This is a genomic window from Methylobacterium sp. 1973 (genome assembly GCF_040545035.1).
Classification (GTDB): domain Bacteria; phylum Pseudomonadota; class Alphaproteobacteria; order Rhizobiales; family Beijerinckiaceae; genus Methylobacterium; species Methylobacterium fujisawaense.
Map to the genome: position 1 here is coordinate 84,072 of NZ_JBEPLA010000012.1, position 16,139 is coordinate 100,210.

Consider the following 16,139-nt stretch of genomic DNA (forward strand, 5'->3'; position numbering starts at 1 on the left):
CGGAGGCCGTGATATGTCGCTGAACGCGATTTCGACCGCGACCGCGGGTCTGGCCGCCACGCAGGCGGCCATCAACATCGTCTCGCAGAACGTCGCCAATGCGGGGACTGCGGGCTACGTCAAGCGGACGGTCTCGACGGTCGCCACCGGCACCAACAATTCGGGTGTCGCCGTCGGGACGATCACCCGCAGCTTCGACGCTGCGGCCCTGAACCAGCTCCGGCTGGAGACATCGGGGGCTGCCTACACCAGCACCAAGGCCGGCATTGCCACTCAGCTCGATGCCCTCTACGGGACGCCGGGCAGTTCGACCTCCCTCGACGGCACGCTGAACACCTTCACGCAGTCGCTTCAGGAACTCGCGGCGAATCCGACCTCGGCGGCCGCCCGCACGACGGTACTGGGCAACGCCTCCGCGCTCGCGAGCCTGATCAACAGTTCCGCCGGCACGGTTCAGAACCTGCGTACCGGCATCGAATCGCAACTGGGCAGCGATACGAGCGCCGCCAGCACGCTGCTGGCCAATATCGCGACCCTGAACGGCAAGATCCAGAACAACACCGACAGCACCACGCTGACCGCCCTTCAGGACCAGCGCGACCAGGCGATCAACAGCCTGTCCAGTTACATGGATGTCCAGACGTCCGATCAGAGGGACGGAACGGTCTCGGTGATGACCCGGTCGGGGGTCACACTGGTGGATCACGGAAACGCGGCGACGCTCAGCTTCGACGGACGCGGGATCCTCGACGCCAATTCCGCCTATTCCACGACGCCGCGCACGGTCGGCACCATCACGGCCACGCTGCCGGGCGGCGGCAAGATCGATCTCGGCGCCCCCGGCGTGCTGCGCTCCGGGAGCCTGGCCGCCGGGATCGAACTGCGCGACCAGACCCTGCCGCAGGCGCAACGTCAGCTGGACGACCTCGCGGCCGGCCTGGCCAGCGCGCTCAGCGACAAGACCGTCACCGGCACGTCCAACGGCACGCAGACGTCCATCGACCTGACCGGCATCCAGCCGGGCAATACCCTGACCTTCCCGGTGACGGTGAACGGCACGGTGCGCAACGTCATCCTGGTCGCGTCCAACGATGACGCCACGTCAGTCCCCGCGAGTCAGACCAAGGATTCCACGGCCCTCGTCCAGACGTTCAAGATTCCGAGCAGCGGATCGGACTACGCCGGCGCGATCAACACGGCCCTCGGGAATCTCGGTCTCTCCGCCAAAGTTGCGGCTTCAGGCACCGGCGCCGCTCTGGTGATCGGGCCGGCGGCCGGGAGTTCCGACACGGTGACGTCGGCGACGGCCAACATCACCCCGATGTCGTCGGTCAGCGACCTGACCTCGGGCAACCCGTCGCTCGCCCTGTTCGTCGACGGTACGCCCAACAAGCTCTACACCGGCTCGCTCGACAATGGCTCGCAGCTCACCGGATTCGCCCAGCGCATCACGGTCAATGCCGCTCTGTCCGGAAACACGGCGGCGCTCACCCAGACGAGCGCCACCGATCCCAGCGCTTCCGGGTCACGCGCCCAGAAGCTGTTCTCGGCGCTGACCTCCACCCAGCAGACCTTCTCGTCGTCCAGTGGCATCGGCGGTGTCTCGGCGCCCTACAATGCCACCGTGATCGGCTTCGCGCAGGACATCGTCTCGACCCAGGGGGCGGCCTCCGCGAACGCGTCGGCGATCGACGACACCCAGCAGACGGCGCTCTCCACCGCCCAAAGCCGGTTCTCCGCCGGGGCGGGCGTCAATATCGACCAGGAGATGTCGAATCTGATCGCTTTGCAGACCGCCTACGGCGCCAACGCCCGGGTGCTGACGGCGGCCCGCGACATGCTCAACCAGCTGCTGCAGATCTGATCATGACGACGATCACCCCCTTCGCGGCCGGCTCGTACATCACGAATCGCAACGCCTCGCAGCTCCTGACGCTGAAGAACCAGCTCAACGACCTGTCGAACCAGCTCTCCAGCGGGCAGGTCTCGCAGACCTATGGCGGGCTCGGCTCCGGTCGCTCCACAGCGCTGGCGGCTCAGGCCACCTTGAGCGCCCTCAACGGCTATGCCAGCGGCATCACGGCGGCCCAGACCCGGACCAACCTGGCGGTGACGAGCCTGACACAGGTGGCGAGTATCGGGACGAGCACCGCGTCGACCTTGCAGAACGGCCTGCAGAGCGTGGCGGCGAACTCCGTGTCCGGCCGCGCGACGGCGCTGGCCAACCTCCAGACGGTGCTCGACACGCTCAATCAGTCGGCGGCGGGCAATTACCTGTTCGGTGGGACCAACACCGAGACCCAGCCGGTGCTCGATGCGAACACGATCCTCAACGGATCGACCGACTCGACCGGCCAAACGCTCGACGGCCTCACGGATGTCATCAACGAGCGGGTCAGCGCACAGCTGGGCACCCAGAAGAACGGCCGGCTGACGCAGAGCGCGTCGACGGCGATCCCGATCCAGGTCACGGAGGAATCGAACCCCGGGACGCGCGGCAATTTCGGCTTCACCCTCGGCAGCACCGCGACGGCCACGGGGGCTCTGACCGCCTCCGTCTCGAGCACGGTCCCGGCGACCCTGACCGTCAATCTGACGAGCGCGAGCGCCGAGCCGGCCCCCGGCGACAGCATCAGCTTCTCGCTGGTGACACCCGAGGGGACGTCCACGACCATCACGCTGACCGCAGCGACCAGCGTGGTTGCGGGCTCGAACTCCACCTTCGCGATCGGCGCCAACTCCGCCGAAACGATGAAGAACCTCTCCGATACCCTCACGAAGGCGCTGACGGGCGCGGCGAGCAGCACGCTCGCGGTGAAGGCCACAGCCGACGCGGCGACGCAGTTCTTCAGCGGGTCCGTGAACGGGGGGCCGGGCGGAAACGGCGTGATCCCCCAGCGGGTCGTCTATTCCGGAACCAACCCGGTCGGATATGCAAGCCCCGACCCGAACACGACGGTGCTCTGGTACCAGGGCGAGAACACCTACGACACGTCCAAGACGCCGCCGGAGCCGACCTCTGCGATCGATACCCAGTCGGTCCAGGTCAGCGCGACCGGCACCGTCGGCACGGGAGCGCGGGCCAACACGCCCGAGATCCAGAACGTGCTGGCGGGCTTGGCGACCATGGCCTACGCCCTGCCGACCACGAACGATGCCAGCACCTACAACACCTATCAGGCCGTCGCGACCAAGGCCGGCGGGCTGCTGGCTTCCGCCAGCCAGACCCCCAGCGTCCAGGACACGGTCACACAACTAACCATCGCGTCGGCGCGCCTCTCGAACGCCAGTACGACCAACAAGGCCACCCAGAACACCGTCCAGAACACCCTGGACGGAATCGAGCAGGCCTCCCCCGAAGAGGTGATCACCAAGCTGCTCGACGTGCAGAACCGGCTCCAGGCCAGCTATCAGGTCACCTCGACGCTCTCCAAGCTGTCACTGGTGAACTACATCAGCTGATCGTTCACGGGGATTGGTCCCCGACCGAGCGCGGCCGGTATCCGAAAGATCCGCGATCGGCCCGAGCGACCATAGTCTTGCCGTTTTCCGGGATTGAACCGCGGCGTGCGGACGCGCCCACGCGCCGTGATTCGATCGAGGAGAGGTCGGCATGTCGCTGCCCGGACCCATCGAACTCGTCCTTCGCCTCGGGATCGCGCCGCGGATCGGCGCGATCGGGATGGTGGAACAGGCCGTCGACGCGTATCTTGCGGGCTATGCCCATCCCGGCGAGCGCGCCATCGCCCTCGACATCCTGTTGCGCGACCTCGCCCGTCTGCGCATCCACGAGCCGGATCTCGATCCGTTCATCGGCGAGGTCGAGCAGTACATCGACCAGCTTCACCGGAATCTCGCGCGCCAGGCCGCCTGAGATGCGCGGCCGGCTCCGCATGCTGGCGGTTATGGCGGCTCTCATGGCGGCGGGCCTGTCCGGCGCCGGGACGGCCGCCGCCCTCGATCTCCGGGACCTGCCCAAGACGCCCGGTCCTGTGCCGTGCCCCTCCAAGGGGCCGGGCTTCGTGCGCCTGCCGGGGAGCGGCGGCTGCATCCGCATCTCGGGCCGCGTCACGGCGGGAGCGGATCTGGGCGCGGGGCATGGCGTGGCGGCGGCGCCGGCCGTCGCCGGCCGCCTCGCGATCGACAACCGCGCGGACACGGATCTCGGCGAGGTGCGGACCTACCTTCGGATCGGCACCGGCCGCCGTTGAGGCGCGGCTCAGAGGTTGCGCGAGAGGACCAGCGGTCCGCTGCGCACACCGCGGCCGTACGGGGAGGGGGCCGGAACCTGCCGGCCGTAGCCGGACGGCAGCTGAGCCCGGCCGATCTCCTCCGCCAGGGTCTTGATCAGCCCTTCCGATACGGTCTTGGCGCTGGCGAGCACCGTCTGGTTGGCCTCCACGGCCGCGGTGAAACGGCGATGGGCCGTGCGCAGGGCCTCGACCCCGTCGGGATGGAAGCGCTTCAGCGCGACGGCGTTCGCCTTCGCGACCTCGAGGCCCTGCATGTAGGCGGCGGCCAGCGCGGCCTTCGGCTCGGCCGCGGCGACGCCCTCCTGCAGGCGGCCCTCCCGGACGAAGGCAGCCTCCTCGGCGAGCACGGCCTCCAGAGCGGCCATGTTGCCGAGCACGCCGGCCACCAGGGCCTCGGCGGTGACCCGGTCCGCGACGCGCAGCGGTTCAGCCCTTTGCATTGGTCGCTCCCTCGCTCGACGCACCCTGCATCTTCATGATCTCACGGAAAATCGAATCGGCGATGCCGACGCCGCCGCTCTTCACGATCTGGGTCGCGTATTCCTTGGTCAGCATCGAGCGGTAGACACCGCCGCCGGTGCCGTTCTCGCCCAACGGTCCCTCGGTGCCGTCCGATTGGGTCAGCCGATCCAGGCTGTTCTCCAAGAACATCGATTCGAACTCGGTGGCGGTTTTCCAAGCCTTGGCCTTGCTGGCCGACTTGATGACCCCGTCGACGGCGCTCCCGGCGACCGAGGTCCCGATGCCGGCGGCATTGGCCGCGAGACTGGCGAGTTGCAGCATGGTTCGACCCTCCAGGTCCGGTTGATCACATCAGCTCGATGTCGGCCTGAAGCGCGCCGGCGGCCTTGATCGCCTGCAGGATCGAGATCAGATCCCGCGGGCCGACACCCAGCGCGTTGAGGCCATCGACCAGCTCGCGCAGGCTGACACCCTCCTTGACCAGGGCGAGCTTGTTGCCGTCGCCGGTATCGACCTTCACGCCGGTGCGCGGCACCACCACGGTGCGGCCGTTGGACAGCGGCGCCGGCTGGCTCACCTGCGGCTGTTCCGTGATGGTGACGGTGAGGTTGCCCTGCGCGATCGCCACCGTGGAGACGCGCACGTCCCGGCCCATGACGATGATGCCGGAGCGCTCGTCGACGACGACCCGGGCGGTCTGGTCCGGCTCGACCTTCAGCTGCTCCACCTCGGTGATCAGCCGGATCATGTTGCCGTTGTAGCGGGTCGGGATCTGGATCGTGACGGTTGCCGGATCGGTGGGCTCGGCGGTGTCGGCGCCCATGAAGTCGTTGATCGCGGCGGCGATCCGCTTCGAGGTCGTGAAGTCGGGATTGCGCAGGGAGAGCCGCAGCGCGCGTGCGTCGTTCAGCTTGAAGGCGATCTCGCGCTCGATATTGGCGCCGTTGGAGATCCTGCCGTTCGTCGGCACGCCCCGGGTGATCTTGGCGGCATCGCCCTCGGCCGAGAATCCCGCGATCGCCACCGATCCCTGCGCCAGGGCGTAGACCTCGCCGTCGGCGCCGAGGAGCGGCGTCACCAGCAGGGTGCCGCCCTGGAGGGACTTGGCGTCGCCCAGAGACGAGACCGTCACGTCGATCCGCGTGCCCTGCGCGGCGAAGGGCGGCAGGCTCGCCGTCACCATCACGGCGGCGAGGTTCTGCGTCCGCATCGTGGCGCCGCGGGTGTTGACGCCGAGGCGCTCCAGCATCGCCTGCAGCGACTGCTTGGTGAACGGGATGTTGTTGAGCGTGTCGCCGGTGCCGTTGAGGCCGACCACGATCCCGTAGCCGACGAGCTGGTTCTGGCGGACGCCCTCGATGGAGGCGAGGTCCTTGACGCGCGACAGGGCCAGCGCCGGCCCGGGCAGGGCGGCGAGCAGCAGGGCGCCCGCGACGACACCGAGCAGAAACCGGAGGGGACAGAACGCGTGACGCGGGCGCATGCCGGATTTTCGACCAAGAACGGACCTGCCGCCATCCTGCCAGGGCCGTGCCAGTCGAGCCGGTGCGGCAAGGCTTTGAAGGAATGGTATTTTTCGCTCCGGGGCCCCGGCGGCGCGTTCCGGCGCACCGGGACCGAACCTGCCGACCCGGCAGCTTCTGCCGCCTCGTTTACCCGCGCTTAACCCTAGGGGCCGAGTTTCGGGTCCTGCGCGGGGGCGCTTGGAGCAACGCGAACCGGATCATGCGTGTCGAGACTCGCCAGCCGATCCAGAGTGCCGGCGGCGTCGCGGCTCCCCGGAAGCCCGAGGGGGGCGCCGGCTTCAGCCTCGGTGCGGCCCCGGCTCCCGGGACGGGAGCCGGTGCGCCGGCAGCCGCCGCGACTTTGGCCGGGCTGGACGCGGTGCTGCTTCTCCAGTCCGAGGCCGATACACCCCAGGAGCGGCGGCGGCGCTCGGCCCAGCGCGGCCACGATCTGCTCGATGGTCTCGACCGACTGAAGGCGGCGCTTCTCGGTGGCCGCGTCGCACCGCAGGAGCTGCGCGCCATCGCCGGCCGGCTGAACGAGCGTGCGGGCCTGTCGGGAGATCCGCGGCTGGACGGCCTGATGGCCGAGATCGAGCTGCGGGCCGCGGTGGAACTCGCCAAGCTGGAGATGGCCCGGGGCGTCTGACCGGGCGTCCGCGACGGTCGGCGCGAGCAGAGGCACACCGTCCGGCGGCACCGCGCGCCGTTTCGCCCCGTCGCGGCGTGCGCGATAGCTTTTGCGTCGGACGCGAGTCCGGCCCGGCTAAACCACCCGCCGCTTCGGCCCCGCCGGCAGCATCTGCGGCTCGCCCGGTCCGGTCTCGACGCCGAGATCCGGCACCGCGATGATCGGCGCACCGCGCAGGTCCTTGCGGGTGACGATGGCGCCGCGCTCCTCGAGATAGGCCAGCATCCGCCGCGCCCGGCCGCCCGAACTGGTGCCGTAGGCCTCGGCCAGCATGGTGTCGGTCGGGCAGGGGGCACCCTCGATGGCGGCCCGGGCGACCACCAGGAACAGGCCGGCGAGATCGTCCGGCAGGCTCGCCGCGATCGCCTGGGCCTGCTCCCAGCCGGAATTGTCCGCCACCGCGCCCCCGGCCTCGGCCCGCGCCACGGCGAGTCGCCGCTTGAACTCGGGCAGGCCCATCGTGTCGCCCCGCAGTCGGCGGATGCGGCAGCGGACGGTGAAGTCCTGATAGAGCGTCGCGGGCGTGCAGGCGGCGGCGTCGGCATCCGCCAGCACGGAGGCTAGAACCTCGGCGAGGGCCGCGTCGCGAGCCTCCGGGTCCATGGGCTCCTCTTCCGGCTCCTCGGCGGGCACCGGCGGCCGGTAATTGGCGAGCTGGACGAGCACGTCCGGCGCCGGGGTGGGGCGCGGCTTCGGGCGCGGGGCCAACGGCGCCACGATCTCCTCCGGGCTTGCCGTGAGGATCAGCGCGCGGGCGTCTTCCAGGGCGTCGGGGAGGGGGACGAGGACCGGCGAGGAGCTCCGGCTCACGGTCTGGGTCGGTCCGACCGCGATGGTCAGCGGGCGCCGCGACAGGGCCGGGCCGAGGGCCACGAAATGCCCGCGCGGTAGATCGCGGAACGTCTCGGCCTGCCGGCGCTCCAGGCCGAGCAGGTCGGCGGCGCGGGCCATGTCGATGTCGAGGAAGGTCCGGCCCATCAGGAAGTTCGAGGCCTCGGCCGCCACGTTCTTGGCGAGCTTGGCGAGGCGCTGCGTCGCGATGATGCCGGCGAGGCCGCGCTTGCGGCCGCGGCACATGAGGTTGGTCATCGCGCCGAGCGAGAGGCGCCGGGCCTCGTCCGAGACCTCGCCGGCCGCCGCTGGGGCGAAGAGCTGCGCCTCGTCGACGGCCACCAGCATCGGGTACCAATGGTCGCGGTCGGCATCGAACAGGCCGCCCAGGAAGGCCGCAGCGGCCCGCATCTGCCCGTCGGCGTCGAGATTTTCCAACGACAGCACCACCGAGACCCGGTGGGTCCGCACCCGGGCAGCGATGCGCTGCAGGGCGACGTCGTCGCCGTCCGCCTCGACCACCACGTGACCGTAGCGGTCGGCGAGGCTGGCGAAATCGCCTTCGGGGTCGATGATCGCCTGCTGCACGAGGCCGGCGCTCTGCTCCAGCAGCCGCCGCAGCAAATGCGATTTGCCGGACCCCGAATTGCCCTGGACCAGAAGCCGCGTGGCGAGCAGTTCGGTGAGGTCGAGGAGCGCGGGGCGCTCGCCGGTCAGGCCGAGATCGATGTCGGAACGCATAAGGCCTCATAGCACGGCCCGACGGATCCGGGTGCGCCGCCGTCGCGCTGTCCACGCTTCCCGCCGTACCAGCCGTGCCGCGCCCGGCCTGGACCCGGACGCCGCGGCCCTGTACGGCCACCGGCCTCCCAGAACGAACCCGGATCTACGACACGATGGCGGCCTGCGGCCTCGACTTCGGCACGTCGAACACCACCCTCGGGCATAACGGCCCGGACGGACCGACGCTGCTGCCCCTGGAAGGCGCGCACCGGACGATCCCCAGCGCGATCTTCTTCGAACTCGGCCGGGAGCCCATCATCGGCCGGGCCGCGACGGCGGCCTATGTCGAGGGCCGGTCCGGCCGGATGATGCGCGGCCTGAAATCCGTCCTCGGCACCCCGCTCATGGATGAGGCCACACCGGTCGGCCGCCAGCGGCTGCGCCTGCGCGACGTCATCGCCCGCTATCTCACGGCCGTGAAGGAGCGCGCCGAGGCCGCCTGCGGCCAGAGCCTCGACAGCGTGGTCCATGGCCGCCCGGTCCACTTCGTCGATGGCGATCCGGAGGCGGACCGCCGCGCCGAAGACACGCTGCGGGACATCGCCCGCGACGTCGGCTTCCGGGAGGTCTCGTTCCAGTACGAGCCAATCGCGGCCGCCCTCGACTACGAGCGGCAGGTCCGGTCCGAGGAGATCGCGCTGGTCGCCGATATCGGCGGCGGCACCTCGGATTTCTCCATCGTGCGCCTCGCGCCGGAGCGCCGGGGCCGGCCGGACCGGGCCGGCGACATCCTGGCCAATGACGGCGTGCGGATCGGCGGCACCGATTTCGACCGTCAGCTCAGCCTCGGCACGGTGATGCCGCTCCTCGGCCTCGGAAGCCCGATGCGCCGGGGCGACCTCGCGGTGCCGAACGCCTATTACCACGACCTCGCCACGTGGTCGGCGATCAACCGTCTCTACAATCAGAAGACCCTGCGGGAGATCGACGAGGTGATCCGCGACGGCGCCCGGCCCGACCTGCTCGCGCGGCTGCGCGAGGCGGTGGAGGGGGAGCGCGGACACGCCCTGGCCGGGGCGGTGGAAGGCGCCAAGATCGCGGCCTCCGAGCAGGATGCGACGGTGCTCGATCTCGGCCTTCTGGAGCGCGGCCTCTCCGTGCCGGTGGATCGCGCGACCCTGTCGTCCCAGACCGGTGACCTCGCGCGGGCCGTGGCGGCCCGGATCGCGCGCTGCCTCGCGCAGGCGGAATTGCCGGCCGACCGGGTCGACGCCCTGTTCCTGACCGGCGGGTCCACCGGCCTGCCGCATCTGCGCGCCGCGCTTACGGCCGCGCTGCCCGCCGCCCGGGTGGTGGAGGGGGACACGTTCGGTTCGGTGGGGCTCGGCCTGACCATCGAGGCGGCCCGTCGCGGAGCGTGAAGCCGCACCCGGGTGACGTCGCCCGGCCCTCGGGCACTCGGCGTCGCCCGGATGACCTAGAGGGCTGCATCACCCGGGGCGCTTCGACCGGAGACGGGGTCGCTGCAGCGCCGCGCTGCCGAATGGCCGCGACCGCGCGGCTGCGATTGACGGGCCGGCCCTGATCCCCGACAAGGCGGTCCCTTCCGCTCGGAGACAACGGCGGCCCATCCGGGCTCCTCCGCGCCGCCTCGCCCGATGCTGTTCAACTCCTTCGTCTTCCTCCTCGCCTTCCTGCCGGCCGCGCTGATCCTGCACGGGCTGGTGGCGCGCGCCGCGCCCGGGTGGCGGCTGCCGCTCCTGGTCGGCCTGTCCTTCGTGTTCTACGGCTGGTGGGATGTCCGGTTCGTGCCGCTGCTCGCCGGCTCGATCCTGGCGAACTGGTGCGTGGCCCGTCTCTATCGGCACAGGCCCGGCCGATGGCTGATCCCGGTCGCCATCGCCGCCAACCTCGCCCTCCTGGGGGTGTTCAAGTACCTCGATTTCGCAGCCGATCTCGCCAACCTGATCCCCGGCCTGGAGGCGCAGCGGCTCGGCCTCGCCCTGCCGCTCGGCATCTCGTTCTTCACCTTCCACCACATCATGTATCTCGCCGACCTGCGGGCCGGCCGCGCGCCGAGCTTCGGGCTCGTGAAATACGCCCTCTACATTGCCTTCTTCCCGCAGGTTCTCGCCGGCCCGCTCGTGCGCTGGAGCGAGATCATGCACCAGTTCGACGAGGCGCCCTACGCGCGGCCCGACGCCGCCGAGCGCTTCGCCCGCGGGCTGATGCTGCTCACTGTGGGGCTGGCCAAGAAGGTGTTCCTCGGCGATCCGCTCGCGGAATACGTGAATCCCGTGTTCCAGGCCGCCGCCGCCGGCAAGGCCGTCACGGTGGTGGAGGCGTGGCAGGCGACGCTGGGCTTCACCTTCCAGATCTATTTCGACTTCTCCGGCTACACCGACATGGCGCTGGGCATCGCGCTGCTGTTCGGCCTCGTCCTGCCCCAGAATTTCGACGCGCCCTACCGCGCCACCTCCCTGCGCGACTTCTGGCGGCGGTGGCACATGACCCTGTCGCGCTTCCTGCGCGACTACCTCTACGTGCCGATGGGCGGGAACCGCCGCGGGCTGCCGCGGCAGGTCGGGGCGCTCGCCGCCACCATGACGCTGGGCGGCCTCTGGCACGGGGCGGGCCTGACCTTCCTCGCCTGGGGGGCGCTCCACGGGATCGGCCTCGGGGCCGGGGTGCTGGCGCGCCGCGCCCGGATCGCGATCCCCGCGCCCCTCGGCTGGGCGCTCACCAGCCTGTTCGTCGTGCTCACCTGGGTGCTGTTCCGGGCGACGAGCTTCGAGGCGGCCCTCGTGATCTTCAAGGGCCTGTTCGGGCTGGCGCCCAGAGGCTCGGGCTTCAAGTGGCGCACCATCGCCATCGCCGCCCTGGTGGCCACGGTCGGGCCCACCGCCTGGACTGCGGTGCACCGCCTGCCGCCGCGGCGGCTCCTCGCCTGCGGCTTCGCGCTGCTGTTCGTGCTCGTCCTGCTGAAGATCGGCGACGATGCGAACTACGAGTTCATCTACTTCCAGTTCTGAGGATGGCGCCCGCTCCCCCCACCACCGATCGGGACTGGCGTGCCTTCGTCCGCATCCTGGCCCTGTCGATGGTCGGCCTGTTCGCGGGCTATCTGGCCCTCGCGGTCGTGGTCGATCCCTACGATACCGGACGCTCGACGCTGCTGTCCCGGGGCGCCGTGCGGCCGCAGGGACCCCGCACCGCCTCGGCCATGCGCGGGCGCGATCCGGCCTATTCAGGCGTGGTGATCGGCAATTCGCATATCCAGCTGATCGAGCCGGCAGCCCTGACGCGGCTCACCGGCATTCCGTTTCTGCAGCTCTCGGTGCCCGCCACCGGTCCCTCCGAGCAGTTCGCCCTGCTCGGCTGGTATCTGAAGCACCATGCGAGGCCCGACGCGATCGTGCTCTCGGCCGACGCATTCTGGTGCGCGGACGACCCCGCCTTTCCGAGCGAGCATGGATTCCCCTACTGGCTCGTGGGCGACTGGCCCACTTATCTGAGGGGGCTCGTCCGCTTCTCGGCCGCGCAGGAGACGGTCAACCGCCTCGGCTGGCTCCTGAATCCGCGCCACAAGACCGCCGCGGCCGACGGCTGGTGGGATTACGAGCGCAACTACCTGAGCCAGGGCTTCGGCATCGATCCGGCCAAGAAGGCGGCCCTGGAAAAGCCGGTCGGACCCGAGCCGGAACCGCATCATGGCGGCCCGTTCCCGATCGCTGCGCGGCTGCGCGCCGAGCTGGCCCGTATCCCGGCGGCGACGCCGGTCGTGGTGGTCTTTCCCCCGGTCTACGCGCGGGCCGAGCCGCCGCCCGGCAGCCCTCGGGCGCGGGCCGAGGCCGCCTGCCGGGCCGAAGTGCGCGCGGTGCTCGCGCAGCACGCCCTGAGCACCGTGGTCGACTGGCGCGACGGCCGGTCCGCGGCGGCGGATCCGGACCAGTTCTTCGATCAGACCCATTACAGGCTGCCGCTCGCCCGAAGCCTCACCGCTGAAATCGCCGCCGCGATCGTACGGCTGCGGACCCGATGACAGCGTAAAAGATCTGTACCGTGGCCTGTTTGCCGCACGCGGCGATGCAGTGACAGCCGGTTACAACCCCTGCATCTGTGTGCGTTGTAGCGCTGAGGCACCTCGACTATACGGCACCTCACGTTATCGCCGCACACCGGCCATCCCCTGGTGGGCGGTTTACCATCCAGCGAGGGTGACGCATGGCGAAGGTGCAGCTGGAGGACGGCTACGTCCCGTCCGACGACGAGCCCTTCATGAATGACCGGCAGCGCGAATACTTTCGGCGCAAGCTGCTGAGCTGGAAGAACGACATCCTGCGCGAGGCGCAGGATACGCTGGTGGCGCTCCAGAGCGAGAACGAGAATCATCCCGACCTCGCCGATCGCGCCTCGTCCGAGACGGACCGGGCGATCGAGCTCCGGGCGCGGGACCGGCAGCGGAAGCTCACCGGCAAGATCGACGCGGCTCTCGCCCGGATCGAGGACGGGTCCTACGGCTTCTGCGAGGAGACCGGCGAGCCGATCTCCCTGCGCCGGCTCGACGCGCGGCCGATCGCCACCCTGTCGCTCGAGGCCCAGGAGCGTCACGAGCGCCGCGAGCGGGTCTACCGCGACGACTGAGCGCGGTCCGGCTCAACGCCGGGGCGCCGCTTTTTCCGATCGCGTGGTCTACTGCGTCAGGCGCAGCGCGCCGATGCTCGCCTGGATCGTCTGGAAGGCCTTGATCAGGTCGTCCGACGTGTTGGCGAGGAAGTATTGGTCGGCCGACGAGGCGCAGTTCTTCAGCAGGGTCTGACCCGCTGCGTCGATCGGGTCGGACGGAATGCTGAATCCGATCGTGTAGATCGAGATGTTCACCGCCTTGGCGTTGCTGCACGCCTCCGCCGTCAGGGCGTCGAGGGCGGAGCGGGCCGTGTTCGCATCCGCGATGTTCTGGTATTTCGGCGGCATGCGCGGATTGGGTGTCGTGCCGTTGGCGTTCTTGAAGTAGGCGGCCGCAAAATAGAGCGATCCGGTCGGCGCGTACGGATTGGCGCTCCAGCTGTTGGTGCCGTCCGTCATCAGGATGATGACCTTGTTGATCGTCGACGCGTTCGAGCTGTTCGTGCTCGACGCGTAGGGCTGTCCGTCGGCGAAGACGCTGTTGGGCGAGAGCGTGCGCCAGCCCCACATGAACCCTTCATGGATATTGGTCGATCCCAGCGGCGCCATGTTGCTGATGAGGGTCTTCAGGGTCGATGTGTTGTTGGTCAGCCGTTGAAGCGGTTGAGTCGTGCAGCCGAAATTCGGACCGTTCGGGATGCCGAGGGGAGAGGCGGACACGGCGTCCGTCGGGTTGACGTACTTGCACGCCTGTCCGAGCGCCGTCGTGTAGGAATTGCTGTTCTGGCAGCTGCCGCCGGTGCGGTCGTCGAGGTAGCTGTTGTAGCTGTAGGCCGTCGGATTCTGGCTGCCGACGGGGAAGGGAGCGACCTGCGCACTGGCATCCCCCGGCTCGTCCGGTGCCAGGAGGGGCACGTAGTAGGAATCCTTGTTCGAGGCGGTTGGCGCGCCGTCCTGCACGTTAAGCGGGTACGACAGCGTTTCGAGGCACCCGGCCCAGCCCCAGGCGCGGTTGACGGCCTGCAGTTTGGCGAAGACGTCGAAGCGGCTCTTGAACGGCGCGGGGGGCGACTGGACAATATTGGTCCAGTGGTAGCTCGATATGCCGTTCAGATCGATCCAGGAGGCGTAGCGGTAGGCCGTCGGATCGACCGCCACGGCGCCGGCGAAGGGCACGATCGCGATCTTGGTCGCGCTGGAGAAGGCCGCGCTGGTGTAGACGTAGTCCACGAAGTTCGCCGCAGCCGACTGCACGGCCTTGAGCTTCGACTGGCCGCCGCTCGATTCCGCCATCGAACCGGTATTGTCCAGCACCAGCGCGATCTCGAAGGTCTTCGGAAGCGGGGTGGCGCATTGCGCCACGGCGCCCGGATTGATCCGCTTCGTGCCGGTGAGCGCGCCGAAGAAGGTCGTCGACAGCTTGTGCGTGGTCAGGGTGATCTTGCGGGGGTTGTTGGTGATGGCCAGAGGATCGACCACGAGATTCGCGGTCCCCATGGCGCCGGTCATGGTCGTCACGGCGAGGGTGTTGAGGTCGGCCTGCGGCGTGGCGAGCGGCGTCTGGCAGAGGAGCAGGGCGGTGGCATCGGTCGCGGCCTGCAGCTTCGTCTCCAGCCGTGTGGCGAACCCGTAATCGATCGCCGCGCCGCCGAGCATCAGCATCGGCACGCTGAGGAACGCGAACAGCAGCGCGACGTTGCCGCCGCGATCGTGGAAGAACCGGGGTCGCCGCGGCTTGGGCGCGCTGTCAGGACGCACGATTGACCACTGTGCCATCGCAATTCGCGTGTTTGGTGTCCGGAAGGACGACCTCGGTGTACGTGTTGGCGCCGTAGGCTTTTCCGCCGCGGGTCGGCCAAGGCGCACTGCTCTTGAATGTGATCGTGCCGCTGACGCCCTTGGCCAGCTTGACCAGGGTGCTGCCGATCATCGGCGCGTAGCTGATGGTGACTTCCGCCTGGACGTAGCGCATCCCCGGCGTCAGGTAGCCGTCCGGGACGGTGAGGTCGGCCGCGGATCCGGGGCTGCGCGCGGTGGCGTTTGCGTTGGCGACGCTGGAGCAGACCAGCGGAACCGGGCTCGGGTTCTTCAGGTCGACGCCCATGGCGCTGACCACGATCGTGACCTTCGACGTATCGAACGGGCGCATCACCGCCGTGGCGGAGGCGATGATGTCGTTCATCAAGGTGGGGCTGATCGGGTTCTGCGTGTCGCCCTGCGCCGTCAGATCCGCCACGGTGCGGGCGAGCTGCGTGAGCTTGCGCCACTCGTCGATGGCGTGCGCCACCTCGGTCATGCCGGCCCAGATCGCGAGCAGGAGCGGCAGGATGACGGCGAATTCGACCATCGCGCCGCCACGCCCGTCGCGCCGCAGCCGCGCTGCCTGGCGGGCTAGGACGGAGACGACGGGCATGGGCTCCCTCCGACGATCTGGTAGGGCTCGGTCCGGAACACCGCGGTAGAGGTCAGAAGGCTCGATCCCGCTGCGGAGCCGCTGGTGAATTGCCGCGTGTTCAGACCCATCAGGTTGAAGAAGGTCGGGAACGGCACCGCCGCGGTGACGATCACGATCGTCCCCGGCGAAGCGCATTTGTAGTTGCTGCCGAAGCTGGTGTTCCACGTACCCGTCGCGGTATCGATCGGCTTGGCGGCGGTGGCATTCGCGAAGCTGCTCGCCGTCGCGACGTCGATCTTGACGTTCTGGCAATTGAAGACCGTGGCGACGGGCGTGCTGGCCGGACCGCACATCCGGGTCTTCAGGGCCGCGAGCAGGATCGCCGGATCGGTCTGACCCGCCGTGTCGAGCTGGAACTGGCCGGTGAAGATCGTCCGGACCGCGTTCTGCAGGGCGCGATCGAAGTTCTGCGTCGCCCAGATCTGGAAGGCGATCTGGATGACCGCGCCGCACAGCGCGAGAAAGGGCAGCGCCACGAGGGCGAATTCCACCGCGGCCGCGCCGCTGGCGTCACGCCCCAGGCTCTTCAGCAGACAACCTGACGTCGCTTTGCTCCGCGCGCTGAAGTGTCTTCGGGCGTTCATGAGCAAGCA

Annotated in this window: 16 protein-coding genes; 9 read left to right on the forward strand and 7 right to left on the reverse strand. The window is 69.4% G+C overall.

Translation table 11 applies throughout. From position 1 onward, the window contains the following. The first annotated feature begins 13 nt into the window (after nucleotides 1-13). From flgK to ABIC70_RS21355, 4 genes are all read left to right on the forward strand, one after another. Entirely contained in the window at nucleotides 14-1,864 is a 1,851-nt protein-coding gene (gene flgK / locus ABIC70_RS21340) for a flagellar hook-associated protein FlgK (RefSeq protein ID WP_354441022.1), read from the forward strand. A 2-nt stretch (nucleotides 1,865-1,866) separates the two neighbouring features. Next, a complete protein-coding gene (locus ABIC70_RS21345) occupies nucleotides 1,867-3,462 on the forward strand; it encodes a flagellin (RefSeq protein ID WP_354441024.1) in 1,596 nt (531 codons plus the stop codon). A 151-nt stretch (nucleotides 3,463-3,613) separates the two neighbouring features. Further along, nucleotides 3,614-3,874: a hypothetical protein gene (locus tag ABIC70_RS21350; RefSeq protein WP_043352235.1), complete on the forward strand. Its 261-nt coding sequence runs from the start codon at nucleotides 3,614-3,616 to the stop codon at nucleotides 3,872-3,874. 1 nt (nucleotide 3,875) lies between these two features. Beyond that, on the forward strand, nucleotides 3,876-4,211 hold the full coding sequence (locus tag ABIC70_RS21355) for a hypothetical protein (RefSeq protein ID WP_043352233.1): 336 nt from the start codon (nucleotides 3,876-3,878) through the stop codon (nucleotides 4,209-4,211). An 8-nt stretch (nucleotides 4,212-4,219) separates the two neighbouring features. Here ABIC70_RS21355 and ABIC70_RS21360 read toward each other — a convergent pair whose 3' ends face one another. From ABIC70_RS21360 to ABIC70_RS21370, 3 genes are read right to left on the reverse strand one after another with little or no spacing between them, the layout of a single operon-like run. Next, nucleotides 4,220-4,693 carry a hypothetical protein gene (locus ABIC70_RS21360; RefSeq protein ID WP_053608860.1) on the reverse strand — a complete coding sequence of 158 codons (474 nt, stop codon included), beginning with the start codon at nucleotides 4,691-4,693 and terminating at the stop codon, nucleotides 4,220-4,222. After that, nucleotides 4,680-5,036 carry a rod-binding protein gene (locus tag ABIC70_RS21365; protein WP_179697773.1) on the reverse strand — a complete coding sequence of 119 codons (357 nt, stop codon included), beginning with the start codon at nucleotides 5,034-5,036 and terminating at the stop codon, nucleotides 4,680-4,682. The genes ABIC70_RS21360 and ABIC70_RS21365 overlap by 14 nt, the downstream gene beginning before the upstream one ends. Nucleotides 5,037-5,061: 25 nt before the next feature. After that, nucleotides 5,062-6,198 (reverse strand): flagellar basal body P-ring protein FlgI, encoded by a 1,137-nt coding sequence (locus tag ABIC70_RS21370; protein WP_043352227.1) that lies wholly within the window; start codon nucleotides 6,196-6,198, stop codon nucleotides 5,062-5,064. A 242-nt stretch (nucleotides 6,199-6,440) separates the two neighbouring features. Between ABIC70_RS21370 and ABIC70_RS21375 the strand changes: the two genes are divergently transcribed. Continuing rightward, entirely contained in the window at nucleotides 6,441-6,869 is a 429-nt protein-coding gene (locus ABIC70_RS21375; RefSeq protein ID WP_043760456.1) for a flagellar assembly protein FliX, read from the forward strand. A gap of 117 nt (nucleotides 6,870-6,986) precedes the next feature. Here ABIC70_RS21375 and ABIC70_RS21380 read toward each other — a convergent pair whose 3' ends face one another. Next, nucleotides 6,987-8,483: a helicase HerA domain-containing protein gene (locus tag ABIC70_RS21380; RefSeq protein WP_053608862.1), complete on the reverse strand. Its 1,497-nt coding sequence runs from the start codon at nucleotides 8,481-8,483 to the stop codon at nucleotides 6,987-6,989. Nucleotides 8,484-8,638: 155 nt separating this feature from the next. Between ABIC70_RS21380 and ABIC70_RS21385 the strand changes: the two genes are divergently transcribed. The 4 genes from ABIC70_RS21385 to dksA all read left to right on the forward strand — a co-directional run bounded on the left by ABIC70_RS21385 (nucleotide 8,639) and on the right by dksA (nucleotide 13,109). Beyond that, nucleotides 8,639-9,886, forward strand: coding sequence for an Hsp70 family protein (locus ABIC70_RS21385; RefSeq protein WP_278306326.1), 1,248 nt, complete (start codon nucleotides 8,639-8,641; stop codon nucleotides 9,884-9,886). 237 nt (nucleotides 9,887-10,123) lie between these two features. Beyond that, nucleotides 10,124-11,497 (forward strand): MBOAT family O-acyltransferase, encoded by a 1,374-nt coding sequence (locus ABIC70_RS21390; RefSeq protein WP_043381714.1) that lies wholly within the window; start codon nucleotides 10,124-10,126, stop codon nucleotides 11,495-11,497. 2 nt (nucleotides 11,498-11,499) lie between these two features. Continuing rightward, nucleotides 11,500-12,507: a hypothetical protein gene (locus ABIC70_RS21395; RefSeq protein ID WP_354441028.1), complete on the forward strand. Its 1,008-nt coding sequence runs from the start codon at nucleotides 11,500-11,502 to the stop codon at nucleotides 12,505-12,507. A gap of 182 nt (nucleotides 12,508-12,689) precedes the next feature. Next, nucleotides 12,690-13,109, forward strand: a complete 420-nt coding sequence (gene dksA / locus ABIC70_RS21400; RefSeq protein ID WP_012322444.1) for an RNA polymerase-binding protein DksA — start codon at nucleotides 12,690-12,692, stop codon at nucleotides 13,107-13,109. Between the two features lie 48 nt (nucleotides 13,110-13,157). On the opposite strand, the gene ABIC70_RS21405 is transcribed toward dksA, so the two are convergent. The 3 genes from ABIC70_RS21405 to ABIC70_RS21415 are packed head-to-tail and all read right to left on the reverse strand — an operon-like array spanning nucleotide 13,158 to nucleotide 16,130. Next, the gene (locus ABIC70_RS21405) at nucleotides 13,158-14,867 is read right to left on the reverse strand and encodes a TadE/TadG family type IV pilus assembly protein (protein ID WP_043346221.1); all 1,710 of its coding nucleotides are present in this window, start codon (nucleotides 14,865-14,867) and stop codon (nucleotides 13,158-13,160) included. Next, nucleotides 14,839-15,504: a TadE/TadG family type IV pilus assembly protein gene (locus ABIC70_RS21410; RefSeq protein ID WP_043760461.1), complete on the reverse strand. Its 666-nt coding sequence runs from the start codon at nucleotides 15,502-15,504 to the stop codon at nucleotides 14,839-14,841. Before ABIC70_RS21410 ends, ABIC70_RS21405 begins: the two co-directional genes overlap by 29 nt. Beyond that, nucleotides 15,483-16,130: a TadE/TadG family type IV pilus assembly protein gene (locus ABIC70_RS21415; RefSeq protein WP_078947025.1), complete on the reverse strand. Its 648-nt coding sequence runs from the start codon at nucleotides 16,128-16,130 to the stop codon at nucleotides 15,483-15,485. Before ABIC70_RS21415 ends, ABIC70_RS21410 begins: the two co-directional genes overlap by 22 nt. Nucleotides 16,131-16,139: the final 9 nt, after the last annotated feature.